Below are 20,043 nucleotides of genomic sequence, written 5' to 3' on the forward strand. Positions count from 1 at the left end.
TTGTTATTTGTACAGAGTTTTCAAAAGTAAAAAAGAATGATAGCAGTATCATTCAGTGCCAATTTAATCCTCGGATTAATTGGTATCTACTTTAGTATTCAATATTAACTTCTGGCGAAGTTAAGCTGTCACAAAACAAAGACCCGTTTGGGTTGTATGGTTAAGTGACTAAGCGTACACGGTGGATGCCTTGGCAGTTGGAGGCGATGAAGGACGTATTAACTTGCGATAAGCCTAGTCAAGCTAGTAAAAAGCACTTGAGACTAGGATTTCCGAATGGGGAAACCCACCTGCTTGCAGGTATCGTTAACTGAATACATAGGTTAACGAGGCGAACGCGGAGAACTGAAACATCTAAGTACCCGTAGGAAAAGAAATCAACCGAGATTCCGATAGTAGCGGCGAGCGAAATCGGAACAGCCCTTAAGCTTATTATGTGTTAATGGAAGGCTCTGGAAAGTGCCACGATACAGGGTGATAGTCCCGTACATGAAAACGCATTTTAAGTGAAATCGAGTAGGTCGGAGCACGTGAAACTTTGACTGAATATAGGTGGACCATCATCTAAGGCTAAATACTCCCAACTGACCGATAGTGAACCAGTACCGTGAGGGAAAGGCGAAAAGAACCCCTGTGAGGGGAGTGAAATAGAACCTGAAACCGTGTACGTACAAGCAGTAGGAGCCCCTCGAGGGTGACTGCGTACCTTTTGTATAATGGGTCAGCGACTTATATTTTGTAGCGAGGTTAACCGATTAGGGTAGCCGTAGGGAAACCGAGTCTTAACTGGGCGAATAGTTGCAAGGTATAGACCCGAAACCCGGTGATCTAGCCATGGGCAGGTTGAAGGTTGAGTAACATCAACTGGAGGACCGAACCCACTAACGTTGAAAAGTTAGGGGATGACCTGTGGTTAGGAGTGAAAGGCTAATCAAACCGGGAGATAGCTGGTTCTCCCCGAAATCTATTTAGGTAGAGCCTCGGACGAATACTTACGGGGGTAGAGCACTGTTAAGGCTAGGGGGTCATCCCGACTTACCAACCCTTTGCAAACTCCGAATACCGTAAAGTAATATCCGGGAGACACACGGCGGGTGCTAACGTCCGTCGTGAAGAGGGAAACAACCCAGACCGCCAGCTAAGGTCCCAAAGTCATAGTTAAGTGGGAAACGATGTGGAAAGGCCCAGACAGCCAGGAGGTTGGCTTAGAAGCAGCCATCCTTTAAAGAAAGCGTAATAGCTCACTGGTCGAGTCGGTCTGCGCGGAAGATGTAACGGGGCTAAACTATGCACCGAAGCTGCGGATTCAGAATTTATTCTGAGTGGTAGGGGAGCGTTCTGTAAGCGGTTGAAGGTGTACCGGGAGGTATGCTGGACGTATCAGAAGTGCGAATGCTGACATGAGTAACGATAATGCGGGTGAAAAACCCGCACGCCGGAAGACCAAGGGTTCCTATCCCATGTTAATCAGGGTAGGGTAAGTCGACCCCTAAGGCGAGGCCGAAAGGCGTAGTCGATGGGAAACGGATTAATATTTCCGTACTTGGTATAATTGCGATGGGGGGACGGAGCAGGCTAAGCAAGCATGGCGATGGTAGTCCATGTGAAAGTGTGTAGGCTAGTGACTTAGGTAAATCCGGGTTGCTGTTAGGCTGAGACACGAGACGAGTCACCAAGGTGATGAAGTTGCTGATGCCATACTTCCAGGAAAAGCCTCTAAGCTTCAGATTATACCGAATCGTACCCCAAACCGACACAGGTGGTCAGGTAGAGAATACTAAGGCGCTTGAGAGAACTCGGGTGAAGGAACTAGGCAAAATCGTACCGTAACTTCGGGAGAAGGTACGCTCCGATTGGTGATGAGACTTGCTCTCTAAGCTGATTGGAGCCGCAGTGACCAGGTGGCTGGGACTGTTTATTAAAAACACAGCACTGTGCAAAATCGCAAGATGACGTATACGGTGTGACACCTGCCCGGTGCCGGAAGGTTAATTGATGGGGTTATCTTCGGAGAAGCTCTTGATCGAAGCCCCGGTAAACGGCGGCCGTAACTATAACGGTCCTAAGGTAGCGAAATTCCTTGTCGGGTAAGTTCCGACCTGCACGAATGGTGTAACCATGGCCACGCTGTCTCCACCCGAGACTCAGTGAAATTGAAATCGCAGTGAAGATGCTGTGTACCCGCGGCTAGACGGAAAGACCCCGTGAACCTTTACTACAGCTTGGCACTGAACATTGAACCTACATGTGTAGGATAGGTGGGAGACTTTGAAGCAGAGACGCTAGTTTTTGTGGAGTCGTCCTTGAAATACCACCCTTGTAGTTTTGATGTTCTAACGTTGGCCCCTGAATCGGGGTTACGGACAGTGCCTGGTGGGTAGTTTGACTGGGGCGGTCTCCTCCCAAAGAGTAACGGAGGAGCACGAAGGTTGGCTAAGTACGGTCGGACATCGTACGGTTAGTGTAATGGTAGAAGCCAGCTTAACTGCGAGACAGACACGTCGAGCAGGTACGAAAGTAGGTCATAGTGATCCGGTGGTTCTGAATGGAAGGGCCATCGCTCAACGGATAAAAGGTACTCCGGGGATAACAGGCTGATACCGCCCAAGAGTTCATATCGACGGCGGTGTTTGGCACCTCGATGTCGGCTCATCACATCCTGGGGCTGAAGTCGGTCCCAAGGGTATGGCTGTTCGCCATTTAAAGTGGTACGCGAGCTGGGTTTAGAACGTCGTGAGACAGTTCGGTCCCTATCTGCCGTGGGCGTTTGAGAATTGAGAGGGGTTGCTCCTAGTACGAGAGGACCGGAGTGAACGAACCGCTGGTGTTCGGGTTGTCATGCCAATGGCATTGCCCGGTAGCTACGTTCGGAACTGATAAGCGCTGAAAGCATCTAAGCGCGAAGCAGGCCTCGAGATGAGTTCTCACTAGACTTTTAAAGTCTCTGAAGGGCCGTTGAAGACTACAACGTTGATAGGCAAGATGTGGAAGTGGTGTGAGCCATTAAGCTAACTTGTACTAATTACCCGTGAGGCTTAACCATACAACGCCAAACGCGTTTTATGTGATAGTGAAACAAGCGAAGAAGTTAATAGACTAAAGTAGATTACTGAAAACTTTTATTATCAGAATTCCAAATTTTAGTAAGCTCGATTAAATCGAACTTACACCAAATTTGCTTGGTGACAATAGCGTTTTGGACCCACCTGACCCCATGCCGAACTCAGTAGTGAAACGAAACAGCGCCGATGATAGTGTAGCATTTGTTATGTGAAAGTAGGTCATTACCAGGCTCCAAATAAGAGAAAGCCCGACTCGAAAGAGTCGGGCTTTTTTACGTCTACAGAAAAGTGAAAATATTAGCCGTCAGCTATCAGTTTCGCAGCGTTAACCTGACCATCGTAGCGTGGGTTGAATATCTCGAAACCCACGGATAAAAGAACACGAAGAACACGACAGAGGATGAGAGCGTAGCATTTGTTATGTGGCTCTCTCCATCGCTGTGGGCACTAAGACATTCTACTGCGTTGTCGCTACGAAGTAGCGCACCGACTCCAAATACAAGAAAGCCCGACTCGAAAGAGTTGGGCTTTTTTACGTCTGCATAAAAGTGCAAAAACAGGCGCAAGGTGTAGGGAAATAGTTGTGGTATAGGGAATAACTGGTTGGGAAAATTTATATGTGGTTTTATGCGAATAAGTAACTAAGCTTGTGCGTAATTTGACTTGTTGCCTAACCAGCGTTGAATGAGAGGGTCTACATACTGAGGATATTGCTTCAACATCTGTTGTGCTATGGGTCTAACTTGATTTAAGGTCTGCTTATCTCTTGTTAAGTCTGCAATTTTGAATTCTGCTAAGCCGGTTTGTTTTGTTCCAAGGACTTCACCTGGGCCGCGTATTTCTAAATCACGTTCTGCGATAACAAATCCGTCGTTACTATCGCGCAGTACTCCTAACCGTTTCTGTGCGGTATGTGAAAGTGGTGCATGGTATAAAAGCACGCAGTGAGATGCCGTAGCTCCACGGCCTACGCGGCCACGTAGTTGGTGAAGCTGTGCTAAACCTAGGCGCTCAGGGTTTTCGATAATAATCAAACTCGCATTAGGCACATCAACCCCAACTTCGATCACGGTTGTTGCCACAAGTACATGAATTTTACCCGCTTTAAAGTCGCTCATAATGGCTTGCTTTTCCGTAGCTTTCATTCGCCCATGGACTAAGCCAATAGCAAGCTCAGGTAATGCTTCTTTTAGCTGTAATGCGCTGTCTTCCGCTGCTTGGCATTGTAGTACTTCAGACTCGTCTATTAGTGTACATACCCAGTAAACCTGTCGACCTTGTTCGTTACAGGCAAGTTTTACGCGCCTAATAATGTCATCTCGACGAGTATCAGGAATCGCAACTGTAGTGATAGGAGTCCGCCCAGGTGGTAATTCGTCAATCACTGAGGTTTCTAAGTCTGCATAGGCAGTCATCGCCAGCGTACGTGGTATAGGAGTTGCTGTCATTACTAGCTGATGTGGATAACAATCACCAAAACGGCCTTTTTCACGCAATGATAAACGTTGATGAACTCCAAAGCGGTGTTGTTCATCAATAATGATAAGTACAAGATTGTTAAATTTTACTTCATCTTGAAATAACGCATGGGTACCGATAATCATTTGCGCTTCACCTGAGGCGATCATTGCAAGTGTACTTACGCGCTCTTTACCTTTTGTTTTACCACCTAACCAAGCAACCGTTATTCCAAGGCTTTCAAACCAGCTAGAAAAGTTGATTCCGTGTTGCTCTGACAATATCTCTGTTGGCGCCATTAATGCGACCTGGTAGCCTTTTGCTATCGCAGTTAACGCGCTCAGTGCTGCGACTAGTGTTTTACCAGAGCCAACGTCCCCTTGGACAAGTCGCATCATAGGGTAAGCGTGTTGCATATCTGCTTTAATTTCTGATACCACACGGCTTTGTGCATTGGTTGGCGCAAAGAGTAATTGTGCTAAAAATTGTGTTTCTAATGAATTAGTGGGCTCAAGTGCAACGGCTTTAACTTGTTGTCCCTGTTCTCTTACTTTTAATAAACTGAGATTTTGCGCCAGTAATTCTTCAAATACGAGCCGCTGCTGAGCTGGGTGAGTCCCTTGTTCAAGCGCACTTATATCAACATCATTAGGAGGGCGATGCAGTAATAATAACGCATCACTTAACGGTAGTTGCGATGGTTGCCATTGTTGGGGAAGTAGCTCTTCTACTGCATACTTTTGAAGTAATTCTATTGCCTGTTCACTCAACGCCCTAATAGAGAGCTGCTTTAACCCCTCGGTTGTTGAATAGACTGGCGTAAGTGTTGATGATGTTGGTTGTTGTTCAAAAGTGTCGCTAATACTGTATTCAGGATGACTCATTTCAAAGCCAATACGTCCGCGACGTATTTCGCCAAAGCAACGAATTATTTTGCCTGTGCTAAATGCATTTTTTTGTGCTGCGGTAAAATTAAAAAATCGTAGTGTTAACCTACCTGTACCATCATTTATTTGGCAAACCAGCATGCGCCGCTTTCCAAAGGTTATTTGACTGGTTTCAATGGTTGCTTGAACAGTTACGTGGCTATGAGGGGTCAACTCACTAATTGTATAAATACGGGTTCTGTCTTCATACCTAAGCGGCAAATGAAATAGCATGTCCTGTACTGTACTAATACCTAGCTTTAAAAGCCGTTCAGCCATTTTAGGACCAACGCCTTTAAGTTCTGTGATTGGGTATTGGCTTAAGCTAGGTTTAGACAATGTAGGCTCAATTATTATTATTTAGTAAGTTAAGTGTACTGATACACTGTATATGCATCAAGTATGTTTTAACGCCTGCCAAAACTGTTCATCAGCAACAATTTCGCCGTTTTCATCAAGAGCAGGGTAAGGTAGGTTTTTTTGTTTGCATTGCCTTGCAATAATTGGGTGGCAGCCTTCAAAGTACATTGGGTGCTTAATTTCTTCACTCAGCATATTTCTATTGTATAAACCAGCTAGATCACGTTGACGCTGCGCCTCAAATAAAATTAGGGCTGCTGCAACGGATACATTTAACGACTGCACCATGCCTTGCATTGGAATAATGATGTTTTGATCTGCATACTTTAAGGCTTGTGGAGAGATCCCCGTTTTTTCTTGACCGACAATAATTGCAGTAGGTTTGGTGTAATCAATTTCTCTGAAGTCGACAGCATCTTCACTTAAATGCGTCGCTAAAATTTGTACATCAGGATTATGAGTACGCATACTCGCAACGGCATCATCTATGTTTCTGTGAAGATGTGTGTCTAACCAGTTTTTACTGCCACCTGAGGTATTATTGGTTAGCCACTTTTGTTTTTCTGGCCACACGGCATGCACATGATGACAACCAACGGCATCAGCCGTTCTAACAATTGCTGATAAGTTATGGTGTTTGTGTACGTCTTCTAAGCATACGGTAAGGTCGGTTTGACGACGTGAAAGTACACTTTCAATTCTTTGGTAACGAGTTTGCTGCATGGGAGTCCTCTTTTTCGGCAAATTATACGAGATTTTTCACCTTAAGGCACCACTGTTCGACTAATCGGGTTTTGTAATGAGATCAGGGTTTCGGTTGATTGAATGGCTTCTATTGCCTGTATTTTATTGATTAATACATCTTGTAGATGATCGATAGAGCGGGTCATTACTTTAATAAAAATACTGTAATTACCAGTGGTGTAATATGCTTCGACCACTTCCTCTAATGATTCTAATTTTATAAGTGTTTGCGGATAATCGCGCGCGTTGTTCAAATTAATACCAATAAAACAACACACATCGTAACCTAATTGCTTTGTATTAATGGTTAGTTGAGTACCTGTGATGATCTCTGCATGTTTCATTTTTTCGATTCGCACATGAATTGTTCCTGCGCTTACACTAAAGCGTTTTGCTAATTCAGCATAAGGTGTACGCGCATTATCCATTAATGCATGCAGAATCTGTTTATCAAGATTATCGATTTGATAATTTTCCATAGATTTAACCGTCTTTAATTATGGTATTAGTTATTTTTATACCACTTTTTTAATGGTTTTAATATCGTAAAGCTATTTTTATTATGGGATATTGAATTAAATAGTTTAATTGTTACGATAACCTCATTGAAGCGTGATTGTGCGCTAAGTAGTAAATACAATAACTGGGAATGAGGCCAATTATTATGAGTTCACATTATGTGCAGCAGCAGCAGCAAATAAGTAAAGTTAAGCAGTTCTTTTCGCAGCAATTAGAACAAAAACTGGGCTTAATTGAAGTTCAAGCGCCTATTTTAGCTAAAGTAGGCGACGGTACACAGGATAACTTAAGTGGGCACGAGAACGCCGTGGCTGTGAATATTAAAGCGATTGCAGATAGCCGTTACGAAGTGGTGCATTCTCTTGCTAAGTGGAAGCGTAAAACCTTGGGTGAATATGGCTTTTCACAAGGTGAGGGAATTTATACGCAAATGAAAGCGTTGCGACCTGATGAAGATTCATTAAGCCCAATCCATTCTGTTTATGTTGATCAATGGGATTGGGAGCAAGTTATTTGTGAAAGTACGCAACGTTCGCTATCTACTCTCAAGCAAACGGTTGAAACAATTTACCAAGGTATTAAAGCCACTGAACAATATGTTAGTGCAAGCTTTGGCTTAAGAGCATTTTTGCCAGCTAAAATTACTTTTGTACACAGTGAAGAACTGCGTAAAATGTACCCTGACTTTAGCGCTAAGCAGCGTGAGAAAGCGATTGCTCAAGAATATGGTGCTGTGTTTTTAATTGGTATTGGCGGAGCATTAAGTGATGGTAAAATTCATGATGTGAGAGCGCCAGATTACGACGATTGGTCAACACCAACATGTGATCAGTATATGGGATTAAATGGCGATATTTTAGTATGGAATCCAATTCTTGAAGATGCTTTCGAAATATCATCTATGGGAATTCGAGTGAGCCCTGAAGTTTTGCAAGCTCAATTGGGAATTACCGGTGACAAAGACCGTTTAGAGTTTGATTGGCATAAAGCATTGTTAGAAAGTAAATTTCCTCAAACAATTGGTGGTGGTATTGGTCAGTCTCGCTTGGCTATGCTGTTATTACAAAAACAACACATAGGGCAAGTGCAGGTAGGTGTGTGGCCAGCGCAAACCTATGACAGTGTAGACGGCTTACTATAAAGAATAAGGGGCTGTTACTAACAGCCCCTTATAATTAAGTTTTAAACTCAATTTCTATTTTATTGTTTTCTAACTTAACATTACTTGGTGGAAAGTTACGAGTTGTTTTAAGTAACTTGTTGAATATATGGATTTCCACTCCAGAATGTAAAACGGTATTTACGGTTAAAATGGCTTCATCGAGCATGGTATTTAGTTTTTGCTCTAAACTCGCTATCTGCTTTTCTAGTTGTTCAGCTTGTTGACTATGATGTATCTGAGTTGATCCAATCTTATTCATGAGCTCGCTTTTTTTATCAGCATCTTTAATTAAATCTGCTTTTTCTAATGCAGCTTGTAAGCTATCAACCTGTTCATTTGCAGCTGTTAATTCACTAAAATATTTATCAATATCTTTGGTCATTTGAGTAGCTGAAGCGGCTAAATTAATTGCCATTTTAGCCCCTGATTCGTTACCAATTTCTCCGGCAATTAGTTTAGTGGCATCTAAAATTTCACCTCCAAATAACTTTCCTTTAGGTAGTTCTGATTGACCAATTTGAATTATATTTTTTGCTTTCATTGAGCTGTGGCTGGCTTGGCGGTCAAGCAATATGCTGTTAGCTTCAATGTAGCAATATTGAGAGTGTGAGGCATGCACATCACCTGCGCAAATTATTCTGCAAGACAGTGATTTATCTTCAGGCTTTTGATGGCCAATCACCCCTTGTTTTACAAGTATATCGCCACCGGCGGTTAATTCTCCAGATTCGACTGTACCAAAAACGGTAATGTCACCTGTTGCATTTATCCGCATTCCAGGCTCTACATTTTTACTAACTATAACACTACCTTCAAAGTCGATATGGCCTGTTTTTACAGACACATCGTTAACAGTGAAAATATCGTCAACACGCATTCCGTTATTTATTTCAACAGGCACGCCGGCAATAGTTGAAAGTAATTCCATCGGGTTATTTTTTGATATTTCAGTACCCTCACCTGCAATTAGGGCATGAACTTGCCCTGGTTTGGCTGGTAAAACATCACCTATCACGGTAAATCCTTCTTGACCAGGAGTAGCTGGTTGCTGCTGGATTAGTAATTCACCCGGTTTAACACTTGCTAATTTACCAAAATCACGCATATCAACACTACCGTCTTCTTTTAATTTGGGTGCTTTAAGGCGGTCTTTTAAGGTTTTAACCATGGCTTTAAATTTGCTATCTTGGCCGTCAGTAGGTAAACGTCCCTTAGCAAGTGGCCCGCTAACTACAGAGCCCGGAGGAAGCTCAAATTGCTTTTGTAAAAGCTGCTCTAAAAATGCTTGTTTATAACCTCTAGCAACATGCGCTTTCACTAATTCTTTTTTAGCTTCATCAAAACTGAGTGTTGCGCCACCTTTGGCGAGAGTGAGCGTGCCAGTGGCTAGCATTTTATCATCGCTGATTTCAACGATTAAGGTTGCATCGTGGCGTGTTGCAACGACTAAGATTCGTTCAGGTGTTGCACTACTGAAATAGTTATTTATGGCGTCATGATCGATTTCACACTCGCTGTAAGGCGATTGTTCAATTGCTTCAATAATAAAAGCAGCACTGGTGGGTGCAGATTTACTCGTATCGAGCAATACATTGCCATTATGAGCAAGCTTAAACACAAGTTATCCTTTTCTACTACAAAAGTAAGGTTTAATAAAATAACGTGATTACAGAGTGCTAGAATTTTAGTTTTGAGTCAAGAATTCATCAAAGTGTAGCTATAGAATGGGATAAAAGCTATGAGCGGCGCTCATAGCTTATAGAGGTTAGTTTGTTGAAGGAAGTTCCATAATGCCGTCAATTTCTACTTGTACACCTTTAGGGAGTGCACGAACGCCAATAGCTGCACGCGCAGGGTAAGGCTGTTTAAAATATTGGCTCATAACTTCGTTCACAATGGCAAAGTTTGAAAGATCAGTAAGGTAAATATTAACTTTTACTAGGTCTTGAATAGAACCGCCAGCTTCCTCACAAACCGCACTGATATTTTTAAATACTTGATGTGTTTGCTCACTAAAGTCTTCAGAAATAACGTCCATTGTTTCTGGGACAAGTGGTATTTGCCCTGATAAATAAACAGCTGTACCCACTTTTACTGCTTGGCTATATGTACCAATTGCTGCAGGTGCTTTATCCGTTGATATAAATGCTTTATTCATGATGTTCCTATTTTATTTTTTACGATAGACTTTTTGTACATCGGGCATAACACGTATGCGGCGCATAATATTGGCGACATGAATACGGTTTTTAACTGTGATCCCTAAGTCTATCACGTATAAATTACTTTCTTTTTCATCGGTAGCTATTTCTACAATATTGGCCTGCGTAGTGGCGACCACATTGGTTAATTTAGCCAGCGCACCTTGGTGGTTAATGATTTCAACTCTTAAAGTCGCTATATATTCTTTTTCTGGATTATCATCCCATTTTACGACTAGGTATTTCGAACGATCATTTTCCCAACCACGAATATTTTTACACTCTTGGCGATGAACGGTTAAACCTTTACCTTGGCTAACATGGGCAGTAATAGCGTCTCCAGGTACAGGACGACAACATTTAGAATAATTAACCAACATGCCTTCGGTACCAATAATGGTTGCTTTGGCACGCTTTGCGATATCGTTTAAATCATCATTGTCGTTTTGTAATAAGCGCTTAGCAATCAGCATACTCATTAAGTTACCTGAGCCAATCTCTACTAGCAATTCTAAGGTAGAGGAAAGCTCATGCTCTTCAAGCACTCGGGTAATATTTTCAGCTGGCAGGTTATCAAATTTGTTTTCCCCTAGCGCTGAGTCAAGTAAGCGACGACCAAGTAATAACGCTTCTTCATGCTGTTGACTTTTAAGGTAGTTGCGTACGCCTAAGCGTGCTTTGCCAGTAACAATAAAGTTAAGCCATGTTGCGTTAGGGTGAGCGCCTGAACTGGTAATAATTTCTATTGTTTGCCCTGTATCAATGGCTTTACTTAAAGGGTAAGGCTTGCGGTTCACACGTGCACCGACACAAGTATTACCTACATCAGTATGAACGGCATAAGCAAAATCAACCGCTGTTGCACCCATAGGAAGTTCAATAATCCGACCATCTGGGGTAAAGACATAAATTTCTTCTGGGAATAGCTCTGTTTTTACATTCTCTACAAATTCAAACGAGGAACCTGCGCTTTGTTGTAATTCCAATAAGCTTTGCATCCATTGGCGTGCGCGCTGTTGTGCAGTATGACCCGCATTATCACCCGACTTTTTATACATCCAGTGAGCTGCGACCCCTTTATCAGCCATGTGATCCATATCTAAAGTACGAATTTGAATTTCTACTGGAATACCATGCGGGCCAACTAAAGAAGTATGTAATGATTGGTAACCATTAGTTTTTGGTACAGCAATATAGTCTTTAAAACGGGTTTCGATTGGCTTATATAAGTTATGAGCTACACCAAGTACGCGATAACAGGTATCCATAGAGTCTACTGCAATACGAAATGCGTAAATATCCATGACTTCGTTAAACAGCAGCTCTTTGTTGAGCATTTTTTTATAAATACTGTATAGATGCTTTTCACGGCCTGATACGGTCGCTTTTATGCCAGATTCTTCAAGGCGAGCTTCAATTTCAGTTTGAATATTTGAAATAACTTCTTTGCGATTACCACGCGCTTTAGCCACTTCCGATTTAAGTGCACGATGACGCATAGGGTACAGTGCTTGAAAACCTAAATCTTCTAGCTCATTTTTTATATCATGAATACCTAAGCGATTAGCAATTGGTGCATAAATCTCAAGGGTTTCACGAGCAATACGGCGGCGTTTATCAGGACGAAGTGCGCCTAATGTGCGCATGTTGTGTGTTCTATCAGCTAGCTTGATTAAAATAACCCGAATATCTTGGGTCATTGCCATAATCATTTTTCGATAGTTTTCAGCTTGGAACTCTTTTTTATCTTTGAAGCTCAATTTATCAAGCTTGCTCACACCCTCTACGAGTTCTGCTACTGTTTCACCAAATATTTCAGCTAAATCTTGTTGGCTAAAATCGGTATCTTCAATCACATCATGCATGAGTGCTGCCATGAGCGTTTCATGGTCAAGATGCATGCTTGCTAATATTTGAGTGACTTCAACGGGGTGAGTAATGTAAGGCTCGCCACTTGAACGAGTTTGACCCTCATGAGCCTCTCGGGCTACCACGTAGGCTTTTTGAACTAGCTCAACATCGTCTGCTGGCAAGTATTTTGAGATTTTCTTTTTAAGACCTTCAAAAAGATACATTCACACTCCAATGTTCTCGTGAAGCAAATAAGTTAGGATAAGTTACGAATATACGATGAAAACAAAGGATTGCCAACGGCTATAGTTGAAAAACTATGCCGTTAGCTAAATCAGACCGGGCGGTTGATTATTGGTTGCCACCAACAATGGCAGCAACAGCAGCTAGTTCTGCCGCTTCTTGATGTTGTTGTTCTTCACGGTCAATAACATCCATTGAAGAATTATCAACTAAACCAAGTTCGATTTCACGTAAAGCAACAACTGTCGGCTTATCGTTCTCAGGATCTACTAGTGGATCTTTACCACCAACAGCAATTTGGCGGGCACGACGGGCCGCAACTAAAATTAAGTCAAAACGATTACCAATTGCATCTACTGCATCTTCAACTGTTACGCGAGCCATCTTAGCACTCCAAAATAATTTAAAAGCAAAGGCGTAGTTTACTGCACGCAGCAAGTTTCGCCAATAGCCAGTGGTTAATTTTTATCTATTTTAAGGCATGAACCGAAAATTAATCGTAATTTAGATTACTTGAGCAGCTCATTAATTAAAGTTTGATGACGTGTTGTTTGTGCTTTTAGCCTTAATCGCTGTGCAATTACTATGGTTTCTAAATCGCGTAAAGCAGTATCAAAATCATCATTCACTACAACATAGTCGTATTCGTTGTAATGAGAGGTTTCTGATTGAGCTTGCGCCATTCGACCTGCAATAATTTCAGCAGAGTCTTGGCCGCGATTATTTAAACGTTGCTCTAGTTCTTGTTTTGATGGCGGAAGAATAAAGATAGTTTTTACGTCGTCCATTATTTCTCGAACTTGGCGAGCGCCTTGCCAGTCAATATCTAAAAATACATCAATACCTGCGGCGAGTTGCTCTTCAATCGCTTGCTTAGAAGTACCATAATAGTTATCAAATACTTGTGCCCATTCAAAAAAATCATCTTTGGCAATCAGCGCTTTAAACTCATCAACTGATACAAAGTGGTAATGTTCTGCATTATTTTCACCAGGGCGCGGTGCGCGAGTGGTGTGCGATACCGATACTTTCATATCAGCATGCTTTTTAAGTAGTGCATTTATTAAGCTAGATTTACCTGCCCCAGAAGGTGCCGATAAAATGAATAAGTTTCCGCGAGAGTGTGCCATGATTTTTTACCTAAAATGAACAAGCACAGCCGTTAAAAAGGCCTGCCTTAATTTTACTATTGTACTTTATTTAATGAAGCTTACTCAACTGCTGCATACTTAGAGCAAATAGCCCGTGTCTAAGAGCATAGATACAGAGAGTTTGTGAAGGTGATTTTTACTCTCGCATAATGCAAAGACATGTGTTGCAACTTGCATATCTAAGTGATGTAATTTTTTATTATTATTTAAATTCAATAGGTTAAAGTTTGGAATAAAGTCTGCATTAGTTCAACTATGTAACTATAGAGGGCTTACGTATGAAATTAACCCATCTCGGAAAAGTTTGCTGTGTATTATGGCCTTGCACCGTTCTTAGTCAGCCATTTGAGAATTGTCCAAGTCAGGCTTTTTTAATGCAAGATGCCAAAGCACAGCTATACGGTATAGATTTAGTATCAGCTAAACCAACGGTGTTAGCCGCGGCTTTAACGTTTACTACTGAGGCAAACAATGAGAGCGTAAACGCCATTGGCTTCAATTATAAAGATCAGTACTTGTATGGCTTTAGCCGCCAAGCACCAAAAAGTGTGGTGCAAATAGACAGTAACTACCAAATGACTCGCTTAAATATCACAGGCCTGCCAAATACTAACTTTTATGTAGGTGACATTCAGGTTACAGGCGATGATGCAAACCAGCGTGCTTCATATTATGTTTATACTCCTCGGTATGGGCTTTACGAAATTGATTTAAACTTAGATTTAACCGCTGAGATTACTGCGCAGCTTTTACCTAATAGCGCTAACTGGAATTTAGGGATTTATGATTTTGCCTTTCATCCACAAAGTAATTTACTTTATGCAGTTGAATCAAATGGTGATTTGCATGAAATTAACGTTGCTAATAATACTTCTAAATTTATAACTCAGCTCGACATTGGTGATGATACGGGCGCATTTGGTGCCGCTTACTTTGATATTGACGGTCAGTTTTACTTTAGTAATAACAAAAGCGGAAAAATACATAAAGTTGATTTAAGTATTAGCCCCGTAGTTGACTACACACCAACAGCAAACGTATTTACCTCAGGACCTAAATCTAGTCAAAATGATGGTGCGCGATGCGCTATTGCAGAAGTTGCAGTTACCGATAGTTCTATCGATTTTGGTGATGCTCCTCGTCCATATAACACGAGTCTTGAGCAAAGTGGTGCTCGACACTTATTTGATCCTAATAGTACTGGTAGTAATCTTATTTACTTGGGTGAAACGGTCGATGGTGAAAACATCAATACGAATGATGATTTAATCAACAATCCCATTGATGACTCCGATGACGGGGTTAGTTTTGTAACCGCGATTGCTGCAGGGCAAGATAGCCAAATTATTGTTAACGCGTCAGCTGATAGCTTTTTATATGCTTGGTTTGACTGGGATCAAAATGGTGGCTTTAGTGAATCTGAGCGCATGGTAACTAAGTATCCGCTCAACAAAGGTGATAATAGTATTTTAGTTAGCGTACCGAGCAATGTTAAAGCAGGGCAAACATGGGCTCGCTTTCGAGTTACTGATGGCTCTGAGGCATCATTAATTACTGCCACGGGTGGGGTGCTAGGTGGCGAAGTGGAAGATTATCCAATAACCACATTTGCTAGCGCTGTTTATCCTGGTGAAAACGATTGGGTAACGCTTGCCTATGAAGATAAATGGCCGTTCTCAGGCGATTACGACTTTAATGATGTCGTTGTAAATTATCGTACTACGCAGCTGATTGAAGGAAGCAATGTGGTTGGCTATAAAATTGATGGTCAACTTGTTGGAGTGGGCGCAACTTATCACAATGGTTTTGCTGTAAGGCTTACAGAAACTACTAATAGCACAACCAATACTATTTTAAGCAGTGAAATTGATGAGCAAAATATCATTTACACTATCAATGGAGAGCCGCAACTAGACTCGCCATTAGAAGCAAACCGTGAGCAGGCAATTTTGATTTTCATGCAGGATACTTGGCAACATATTACGAAGCAAGCCGGCTGTGATTACTTTAGAACCGAAAGCAATTGTGACGTAAACAGTAAAGTAACGTTTAGTATGACTATTCCATTAAAAGCAGCTAAAGCGCTAGCGAATGCACCTGGTACACTACTCGATCCGTTCATTTTTGGTAGCGAAGGATTTTATCATGGTGACTTTTTAGTTGGTAAAAATGCAAGAAGCTGGGAGGTTCATCTAAAAAACCAAGCGCCAACAGAAGCCTTTGATAATAACTTATTTACTGTTAGTGGAGCAGATGATGCTACTCAACAAGTCTCCGAGTTATTTTTTCAAACTGAAAATGGCCTTCCATGGGCAATTGAGGTCGGTATGCAGTGGCTACATCCGCTTGAAGGGGTGGATATCACCAATGCTTATGACCGTTTTGCTAATTTTGCACAGTCGTCAGGTCAGCAAGCGCCGCAGTGGTTTAACAGTTACAACGCACCGAGTGTGGTTGTTAAAGGAGAACAGTAATGAATAAATTAACCGTTATCTTATGCTCATTATCACTGTTAACAGCCTGCGGGGGCGGAGGCGATGAAAGTGCAGCACCTGCCCCGACTAATGTAGCTCCACCAGTTGCTGATCCAGTAACAGCTGAGCCCCAAGGAATGGCAAACTTAGTTATCAATAATGACTATAACTTATCAACAAAATTTAATTTAGCTATTGATGTAGCGCTTTCTAGAGGTGATGAAAGAGCGTATCTGAATATTTGTCAGAAAAAATTGAATACAGAACGAGCAGATTACAATAATTGCTTATTTAGAGCCCCTTTAACGCAAGGTGCACTCACAACTACCCTTGCGATGAGCAGACAAGATATTGAGCTAGTAGCGGAAATTTGGTTTTACGATACCAGCACCCAACCACTTGCTTTTACTTGGCAGTTTGATGCTCAAACACAAAACCAAATGTTTGAGATTAGATAACATCAGGTTATGTCGAGTTCTGGTTAAGCTTTATTGGGTTAATTGATAAAACTCAAAACTAAGATAAAGAATATACTCAGGTATATTCTTTTTTTATTGTTAAAAGGGGCGTTCATGTTCAAGGTTATTTCGAGTAGGCGGTGTAATTCAAAAAGAGGTTATAGCATTGCTGTTATCGCAGTAATTGCCTTGATGCTAATTGTTGCCGCATTTAATCCGTGGCAATTTTATTACGCTGATTTATTAATATCCTTTCGGTTTCCTTTGTTAGCTGCTGCGTTGTTTTTTGCACTGTTACTGCTTGCGCTAAAAAAACTATGGCTAGGGGGAGTGATTGCGATTATTTGTATTATCAATTTAAGTTCACTTTTACCGCTGCATTCATTAGAAGTCATTCCCTCGAAGGCTGCGATAACGGTTAAGCAAATTAACCTCAATTACAATAATCCCTATATAGACATGCATCTAAAGAACTTACAAAACCAGCAATGGGATGTGCTTGTTTTGCAGGAGTTTAGCGATTTAAACCGGCATTTGCTCAAACCGTTTTTAAATAAAGCTAGTTTGTTTGGTTATCGCGAAGTCGAAGGGATCCCCTACGGCATTGTGGTTATTTCGCGTTTACCGATTATACACAGACAGCAAGTTAAATTAGATGGCGACCGATTAGGTTATATTAAGCTTAAGCTGTTATTAGATAAACATCCTATTACCGCTTTTATTGCCCATCCACCTTCACCAAGAACTGCTACTCATTGGCATAATCGTAATCGGTTATTATCTGCAATGAACGAGGCGAGTACAAAAGAGATAGATCCTTGGTTTATTGCGGGAGATTTAAATATTGTTCCCTGGTCGAGCTATTTTAATTGGTTTAATGCGCAAAGTTGTTATGCAGCTGCAAATGCATATACCAGCTTTGCACCTACTGCAATAAAACACACTTTAATGACAGGCTTGCCAATTGACCATTGTATTTTCAATCAAGAGTTTAATTTATCTTCTCTGGAAGTGAGTGAGTTTAAAGGCAGCGATCATAAAATATTAAGTTATACATTAAATTTAAAAAGTTAGGTGAAGTATTTACTTTAGGCCAATACAAAACAAATAGCTTAAACGCTATTTGCTGTGTATTGGCGAAGTATTTATGATGCAGTAGTAAATGTGTTTTTTAAATCATGTAATAAATGGCGTAAATTACGTTTATGTGGGAATAACGTAAACGCGGCAGTTGTAGTCGATAACGCTTTAAATTTTGCGCCTATTTCTCGATAATACTCACCGTAGCATTCTAATATACGTGCCTGTGCTTTTATTTGTGCAATCATTCCAGCATCTCTTTTGCAGCGTGAAACAATTTCTTTCATCGCGTTGAGCCTATTTTTACGATTCGCAGTAATAGAGCCCGCTCTCATTAAGTAATCCATGGCTATGCGCGGTGAAAAAGCTACATCACCAATTCTTGCAAGTTTTAACCAGCAATCCCAATCACTTGCGCTGTTTAATACGTTATCAAATCGGCCGATATAATTAATGGCTGAGCGTTTAACCATAACTGAAGAGGTTCCTATTACATTAGCAAAAATAAGCAAGTCCATTGGCGACTTTAAATTTTGGTAGCCCATATTTTTCTTATCAACAAATTTTGAAAATTCAGGCCAAAAAGAAAAGCAATCCACAATAGGCTCATAGTCTTCATTTACATGCATATAGTTAGTAAAGCTTAAAACACATTCGGAGTTTTCTTTCATATAACCTAATTGCTCATACAGTTTATCATCACTCCAATAGTCGTCGGCATCTAAGAATGCAATATAGTCCCCTTTAGAAGCTGCAATAGCGCGGTTGCGTACATTAACTACACCGGTATTTTCTTGTTCTAAAATAACCAGCTGTGGAAATGTGTTCTGCGCTTTTCTCAACCAATCAACACTGCCATCGGTTGAGCCATCGTCTACAACGATAATTTCTAGATTGACATTTTTTTGAGCAATAACACTACTCAGTGCCTTTGCTAAATACTGTTTGCAATTGTAGTTTGGGATAATAACGCTTATTTCTATATTCATGAGCTGCACCCTGGCTTCTATTAATTAACTAAATAAGTGCTACGCAAGTTAAGCGCCAAGTATTTTTATAGCTTTGTGGAGTGTTTTTTGTCTAATGCTTTGCATTTTGCAATATATGTTCGCAAATTGACTTTAATCTAACCATTTTTAGTGCTTTTTAACTGGGCATGGTTCTTGCGAAATAACCATTAGAATCTTTTGGAGTATTTAGCATGAAACATATAGGCATTGTTGTACCAAGCTTCCATATCCCGTCAGAAACCTTTGTGGTGACAGAAATAAATGCACTTGTTAAAGCAGGTCATAAAGTAAGTGTTATTACCTTTGAGAATTTAAATACCAGTGCAAATCTCGATAGCAGTGTAAATGTAATTATCATTAAAAAGTCTTTTAGTGCTGCTGCTAAATTTGCAATGTCTAAGCCGCTAGTAGCTCTTAACGCTGCTAAAATTGCTTTTCGCTTTACCTCAATCTCAGCCATGTCGCTTCTAGGGTATGGGTTAAACATTGCAGAAATAATTAAGCGGCACGGTATCTCTCATATACATTGTCACTTTATGCATGCACCGTTGGCATACTCGATTGTTGCTAGCAAAATTGCGGGTATTAGTGTCTCTTCAATCGGTCATGGTCATGATGTATATGTAAACGATACCGATCTCAAACTCAAGCTTTCGTTATGTGATTTCTCGGTTGCTGTGTGTAAAGACATGGCTCAAAAACTAAGTAATTACAAAGTTGGAAAAGTTGAGCTATTGCATTGTGGTGTTGATTTAAGTTTATTTAGCAGCACTCCAAATCGACTTCATGAGTCTGTTAAATTGTTATTCATTGGGCGCTTAGTTGAAAAAAAAGGACTGCAATTTCTATTACCCGCTATAAAAAAATTAAGTAAAAAATACGCCATATGTCTAGACATCGTGGGCGAAGGCCCATTAATGAATGATTTAAAGTTTTTGTGTGAAGAGCTTGGGCTTGATAAAGATGTTCGATTTTTAGGGCGTCGTACGCCTCTTTGGTTATCAAAAAATACCAGTAACTACTCAGCACTGGTTGCGCCATTTTGTGTATCTAGTAATGGTGACAGAGACACTGGGCCAGTAGTTCTTAAAGAAGCTATGGCCAGTGGTATTCCTGTGCTAACGACCAAGCTTATGGGGGCAAAAGAAATTGTAAATGATTCTGTTGGTTTTAAATGTGAGCCTTCAAGCATTATTGGTTTAGAGACTATCTTAACTCAATTCTGTGAGCTTAATCCCTATGAAAGATATGCCAAAGGTATCAATGCTAAACGATTGGTAGCAAATAAATTTAATGCCAGCTCACAAGCTAAAAAGTTGTCATCTTGGGTGCAAAACTCATAAG

Annotated in this window: 14 protein-coding genes and 2 rRNA genes; 7 read left to right on the top strand and 9 right to left on the bottom strand. The window is 41.0% G+C overall.

Features of this window, described 5'->3' with window-relative positions:
* Positions 1-158: 158 nt before the first annotated feature.
* Positions 159-3,043, top strand: a 23S ribosomal RNA gene (locus P3J6_RS01970).
* A gap of 135 nt (positions 3,044-3,178) precedes the next feature.
* Positions 3,179-3,293, top strand: a 5S ribosomal RNA gene (gene rrf, locus P3J6_RS01975).
* A 410-nt stretch (positions 3,294-3,703) separates the two neighbouring features.
* On the opposite strand, the gene recG is transcribed toward rrf, so the two are convergent.
* The 3 genes from recG to asnC are packed head-to-tail and all read right to left on the bottom strand — an operon-like array spanning position 3,704 to position 7,029.
* Positions 3,704-5,785 (bottom strand): ATP-dependent DNA helicase RecG, encoded by a 2,082-nt coding sequence (recG, locus tag P3J6_RS01980; protein ID WP_198522092.1) that lies wholly within the window; start codon positions 5,783-5,785, stop codon positions 3,704-3,706.
* A gap of 57 nt (positions 5,786-5,842) precedes the next feature.
* Positions 5,843-6,529, bottom strand: coding sequence for a tRNA (guanosine(18)-2'-O)-methyltransferase TrmH (gene trmH, locus P3J6_RS01985; RefSeq protein ID WP_198522093.1), 687 nt, complete (start codon positions 6,527-6,529; stop codon positions 5,843-5,845).
* Between the two features lie 41 nt (positions 6,530-6,570).
* On the bottom strand, positions 6,571-7,029 hold the full coding sequence (gene asnC, locus P3J6_RS01990; protein ID WP_138606304.1) for a transcriptional regulator AsnC: 459 nt from the start codon (positions 7,027-7,029) through the stop codon (positions 6,571-6,573).
* A gap of 185 nt (positions 7,030-7,214) precedes the next feature.
* On the opposite strand from asnC, the gene asnA reads away from it, so the two are divergent.
* Positions 7,215-8,210 carry an aspartate--ammonia ligase gene (gene asnA, locus P3J6_RS01995; protein ID WP_198522094.1) on the top strand — a complete coding sequence of 332 codons (996 nt, stop codon included), beginning with the start codon at positions 7,215-7,217 and terminating at the stop codon, positions 8,208-8,210.
* Positions 8,211-8,244: 34 nt separating this feature from the next.
* On the opposite strand, the gene P3J6_RS02000 is transcribed toward asnA, so the two are convergent.
* The 5 genes from P3J6_RS02000 to gmk all read right to left on the bottom strand — a co-directional run bounded on the left by P3J6_RS02000 (position 8,245) and on the right by gmk (position 13,656).
* Positions 8,245-9,849, bottom strand: a complete 1,605-nt coding sequence (locus tag P3J6_RS02000) for a DUF342 domain-containing protein (RefSeq protein WP_138623310.1) — start codon at positions 9,847-9,849, stop codon at positions 8,245-8,247.
* Positions 9,850-9,996: 147 nt separating this feature from the next.
* The gene (locus P3J6_RS02005) at positions 9,997-10,389 is read right to left on the bottom strand and encodes a RidA family protein (RefSeq protein WP_010392969.1); all 393 of its coding nucleotides are present in this window, start codon (positions 10,387-10,389) and stop codon (positions 9,997-9,999) included.
* A gap of 12 nt (positions 10,390-10,401) precedes the next feature.
* A complete protein-coding gene (gene spoT / locus P3J6_RS02010; RefSeq protein ID WP_109875868.1) occupies positions 10,402-12,507 on the bottom strand; it encodes a bifunctional GTP diphosphokinase/guanosine-3',5'-bis pyrophosphate 3'-pyrophosphohydrolase in 2,106 nt (701 codons plus the stop codon).
* 127 nt (positions 12,508-12,634) lie between these two features.
* Positions 12,635-12,910, bottom strand: a complete 276-nt coding sequence (gene rpoZ, locus P3J6_RS02015) for a DNA-directed RNA polymerase subunit omega (RefSeq protein ID WP_008108220.1) — start codon at positions 12,908-12,910, stop codon at positions 12,635-12,637.
* A 125-nt stretch (positions 12,911-13,035) separates the two neighbouring features.
* Complete coding sequence (gene gmk / locus P3J6_RS02020) at positions 13,036-13,656, bottom strand: guanylate kinase (protein WP_138606310.1); 621 nt, start codon at positions 13,654-13,656, stop codon at positions 13,036-13,038.
* A gap of 299 nt (positions 13,657-13,955) precedes the next feature.
* On the opposite strand from gmk, the gene P3J6_RS02025 reads away from it, so the two are divergent.
* From P3J6_RS02025 to P3J6_RS02035, 3 genes are all read left to right on the top strand, one after another.
* Positions 13,956-16,151, top strand: a complete 2,196-nt coding sequence (locus tag P3J6_RS02025; protein ID WP_198522095.1) for an LruC domain-containing protein — start codon at positions 13,956-13,958, stop codon at positions 16,149-16,151.
* On the top strand, positions 16,151-16,609 hold the full coding sequence (locus P3J6_RS02030) for a hypothetical protein (RefSeq protein ID WP_198522096.1): 459 nt from the start codon (positions 16,151-16,153) through the stop codon (positions 16,607-16,609). Before P3J6_RS02025 ends, P3J6_RS02030 begins: the two co-directional genes overlap by 1 nt.
* Before the next feature lie 114 nt (positions 16,610-16,723).
* A complete protein-coding gene (locus P3J6_RS02035; RefSeq protein WP_232735459.1) occupies positions 16,724-17,683 on the top strand; it encodes an endonuclease/exonuclease/phosphatase family protein in 960 nt (319 codons plus the stop codon).
* 71 nt (positions 17,684-17,754) lie between these two features.
* Here the strand turns inward: P3J6_RS02035 and P3J6_RS02040 are convergent, their stop codons facing one another.
* Positions 17,755-18,678 carry a glycosyltransferase family 2 protein gene (locus P3J6_RS02040; protein WP_198522097.1) on the bottom strand — a complete coding sequence of 308 codons (924 nt, stop codon included), beginning with the start codon at positions 18,676-18,678 and terminating at the stop codon, positions 17,755-17,757.
* Between the two features lie 212 nt (positions 18,679-18,890).
* Between P3J6_RS02040 and P3J6_RS02045 the strand changes: the two genes are divergently transcribed.
* Entirely contained in the window at positions 18,891-20,042 is a 1,152-nt protein-coding gene (locus tag P3J6_RS02045) for a glycosyltransferase (RefSeq protein ID WP_138606316.1), read from the top strand.
* Position 20,043 lies beyond the last annotated feature (1 nt).

The sequence above is a fragment of the Pseudoalteromonas sp. 3J6 genome (assembly GCF_903995135.1).
In the GTDB taxonomy this organism is placed as follows: Bacteria; Pseudomonadota; Gammaproteobacteria; order Enterobacterales; family Alteromonadaceae; genus Pseudoalteromonas.

Coding starts and splice junctions, on each gene's coding strand:
- trmH (WP_198522093.1), bottom strand. CDS start 6,529: ATGCAGCAAACTCGTTACCAAAGAATTGAAAGTGTACTTTCACGTCGT.
- asnC (WP_138606304.1), bottom strand. CDS start 7,029: ATGGAAAATTATCAAATCGATAATCTTGATAAACAGATTCTGCATGCA.
- rpoZ (WP_008108220.1), bottom strand. CDS start 12,910: ATGGCTCGCGTAACAGTTGAAGATGCAGTAGATGCAATTGGTAATCGT.
- gmk (WP_138606310.1), bottom strand. CDS start 13,656: ATGGCACACTCTCGCGGAAACTTATTCATTTTATCGGCACCTTCTGGG.
- asnA (WP_198522094.1), top strand. CDS start 7,215: ATGAGTTCACATTATGTGCAGCAGCAGCAGCAAATAAGTAAAGTTAAG.
- P3J6_RS02005 (WP_010392969.1), bottom strand. CDS start 10,389: ATGAATAAAGCATTTATATCAACGGATAAAGCACCTGCAGCAATTGGT.
- P3J6_RS02045 (WP_138606316.1), top strand. CDS start 18,891: ATGAAACATATAGGCATTGTTGTACCAAGCTTCCATATCCCGTCAGAA.
- spoT (WP_109875868.1), bottom strand. CDS start 12,507: ATGTATCTTTTTGAAGGTCTTAAAAAGAAAATCTCAAAATACTTGCCA.
- P3J6_RS02025 (WP_198522095.1), top strand. CDS start 13,956: ATGAAATTAACCCATCTCGGAAAAGTTTGCTGTGTATTATGGCCTTGC.
- P3J6_RS02040 (WP_198522097.1), bottom strand. CDS start 18,678: ATGAATATAGAAATAAGCGTTATTATCCCAAACTACAATTGCAAACAG.
- P3J6_RS02035 (WP_232735459.1), top strand. CDS start 16,724: ATGTTCAAGGTTATTTCGAGTAGGCGGTGTAATTCAAAAAGAGGTTAT.
- P3J6_RS02030 (WP_198522096.1), top strand. CDS start 16,151: ATGAATAAATTAACCGTTATCTTATGCTCATTATCACTGTTAACAGCC.